2 protein-coding genes are annotated in these 2679 nt (G+C 29.7%); one reads left to right on the top strand and one right to left on the bottom strand.

Annotation, left to right across the window (positions count from 1 at the left end; all coding sequences use genetic code 11):
- Positions 1-475 precede the first annotated feature (475 nt).
- Positions 476-2359, top strand: coding sequence for a relaxase/mobilization nuclease domain-containing protein (locus LS67_RS09400; RefSeq protein WP_138109726.1), 1884 nt, complete (start codon positions 476-478; stop codon positions 2357-2359).
- A gap of 17 nt (positions 2360-2376) precedes the next feature.
- On the opposite strand, the gene LS67_RS09700 is transcribed toward LS67_RS09400, so the two are convergent.
- Positions 2377-2679: hypothetical protein (locus LS67_RS09700; RefSeq protein WP_052099962.1), on the bottom strand; the 303-nt coding region annotated here is incomplete at its 5' end.

Raw genomic sequence — 2679 nt, 5'->3', positions numbered from 1 at the left:
CTTGAAATGCTCTTAAGTTTGTGGCAAAGTTGTATTCAATTTAAGTGAAATTGTTAGTCTATGATTTTGTATTGAATTTGAAGCAAAGTTGATATGAAATTATAGATTCTTTTTGCACTTTAAGTTTATAAATTTTGCTATGAAGTTAAGAGATGATTTTGTTCTATGATATGTGATTACTTTTTTATCATTTTTGCAAAAATTTAAGCTCAAATTCTTGCAAAAAATGACTTTTTGGCATTTTACCTATCTCAAAGCCCCTTGCATAAGGCATTCTTTATCTTTTTATGCACATAAAAAGGGTTATCCTGCACATTTACATTTTTTCTTATTTTTGAAGCATATTTAAGGGATATTTTTTTATGATTTTTTTGCAGAAAAAAAGTCAAAAGTCTTTATAAAATTTTGCTAGAATCCTTTGAGTGAAGTTTTGTATTTTTGTAGTTTTCTTTGGTTAGAACCAAAGGATTTTTTTATGAATGATATTGTTATTGATGTGCCTTTAGAAAAGATAAAAGAAGATGAAAAACTTTTTGAATATATTTCTTTTAAAAAAGCCAGAAAAACTCCTGAAGTTTATCAAGCTAAAGTGCATAATGCTTTTATAAATTATTTCACTCAATCTAGTAGTCATTCTTCTACTTCTCACACTCATCATAGAAATAAGATTATCATCAAAAATATTGGCAATATGAAAAGAACACACTTGCATAATGCTCTAAGTTATACCATTGAAAAGAGCTATCAAGAATCTATGAATATTTTTGATGATATGGACTTTCATACAGAGCTTTTATCACAGCATAAAAAATGTGCGATTGATTATCTTGGTAACTTTGTAGGAGTAGATGAGATTCTAAAAGATTGGCAAAAAGATTTTTCATCAAACAAAAACACAAATGAAGCCTTGCATTTAGTCTTTTCTCTCAATGAAATACACTCTCCTACCATTATGGAAATACTCTTACAATCTGCTCAAAATACTTTGCAGAGTCATTTTGCAGAGTATAAATATATTCTTGTCCCTCACGCTCATCAAAACAAGCCACATATTCATATCATCATTAATAAGACAAACATCTTTTCAAAGAAAAAACTTCACTTCAACTCTAAGCAAGAATGTGCAGCATTTTATGATAGTTTGCGTGAGGATTTTAAACAAAACTTGTTTGTTCTTTCAAATGGAAAGTTAGATTATAGCAACGATGTCAAGGTAAATAGAGATTTTTTGCGCCAACATTTAGATTCTAAACTTGAAAACTTAGATAAATTTAACACAAGTAATGCTAATAAAGATGATAGTATAGAGCAAGATGTAAGATTCTTTGCTACTTATAAAAAAGCTATTAATAGCCTTAATGCTAAAATCAAATCTCTTTATTCTGCTAATGAAATCTTAAAGCAAGAAATGTGGCAAACTTCAAGACATTTAAAGAATGTAGAAAAAAAGATTAAAGAGCTAGAATCTAAAGGCATTAATCCTACTCAACTTAAAGAAAAAAGATTACTCCTCTTTGATGAACTTTCTCGCGCAAAAAATCAAATGAATAAAAATGAGCGCAAAGCTAATGTTTTAAGGGAACATATGAAAAGATTTTTAGATTGGGAGGATACTTATAAAAGCTTTTCACATCATTTTACCTTGCTTAACAAAAAGAAGTCTATTCTTAGCTCGTTTAAGTCATATGAGCGATACTTGCCTCTTGATGTGATAGATACACTCAAACACTTTAAAAGAGATATAGCACAATTTGAACATACTCTAGGAGAAAATATAGAGAAAATGAGCAGTGGAATTATTGCAGAAGCTACAAACTACAATCATAAAAGTAATGCCTTTGCTTTAAGTAAAAAGCTATCACATCTCTTGCATTATAAGCATATTGTCTCTACACTTACTTTTCCACAAAACAATGCCTTAGAATCTAAGAAGAAAGAGTGCATAGATACTCTTGAATGTAACGCGCAAAGCTTACTCCAAGCCATAAAGCAAAGAATGATAGATATTAATGCACATTTAGCCCTTACAAAAGAGGATTTAGAGCAGTCTTTAGCGATTGAACATAAAGATATAAAGCGCATAGCCTATCTGCATAAAAAATGTAACTTTCTTTTAAAAGAACAACAAGTGTGTGAAAGGACTTTACACAAGCATAATATTGCTTTAAATCCTATTCCAAATGCACCACAATCACAATTTAGCGAATCTATTGTAACTACTCTCAATCTCGCACATAAAGCTATGCAAGATAATAGAGATTCTTATACTACTAAAGCACAATCACATAAACTTGTGATATTAGAATCTGCAATAGAAACTAAAGCAAAATTGACAATAGAATCTAAAAAGAAAAGATAAAGCTATGCAAGGAGATTTTAAGACTTTTGAGTGCTGGATTTATTTTTTAGTTTCTTAAGTTTATCTTCTAGCTCTTTGGCTAAAAGCTCTTGTTTGTAGGATAGATAAAATCTTAAAGAATCCTCAATGAGTGAGCCTTTTGTTTCACCTCTTACGCCAAATTCATTTAAAAATGTCTCTACTTCTTGTAAAAGCGATTGACTAAGATAAAATGTGTAATATTTTTTATCCTTTGGTTTGACATTGTGATTCTTTTGTAGGGTAAGCTCTTGTGCGTGAGTAAGATTGACATTTGAAGCAGATTCTACAAAGTCTTTTGC

Origin of the sequence: Helicobacter sp. MIT 03-1616, from assembly GCF_000765685.2 — a bacterium.
GTDB classification, from domain to species: domain Bacteria; phylum Campylobacterota; class Campylobacteria; order Campylobacterales; family Helicobacteraceae; genus Helicobacter_C; species Helicobacter_C typhlonius.
The sequence above is the reverse complement of the archived record's forward strand: the minus strand, read 5'-3'. Positions and strand labels throughout refer to the sequence as shown.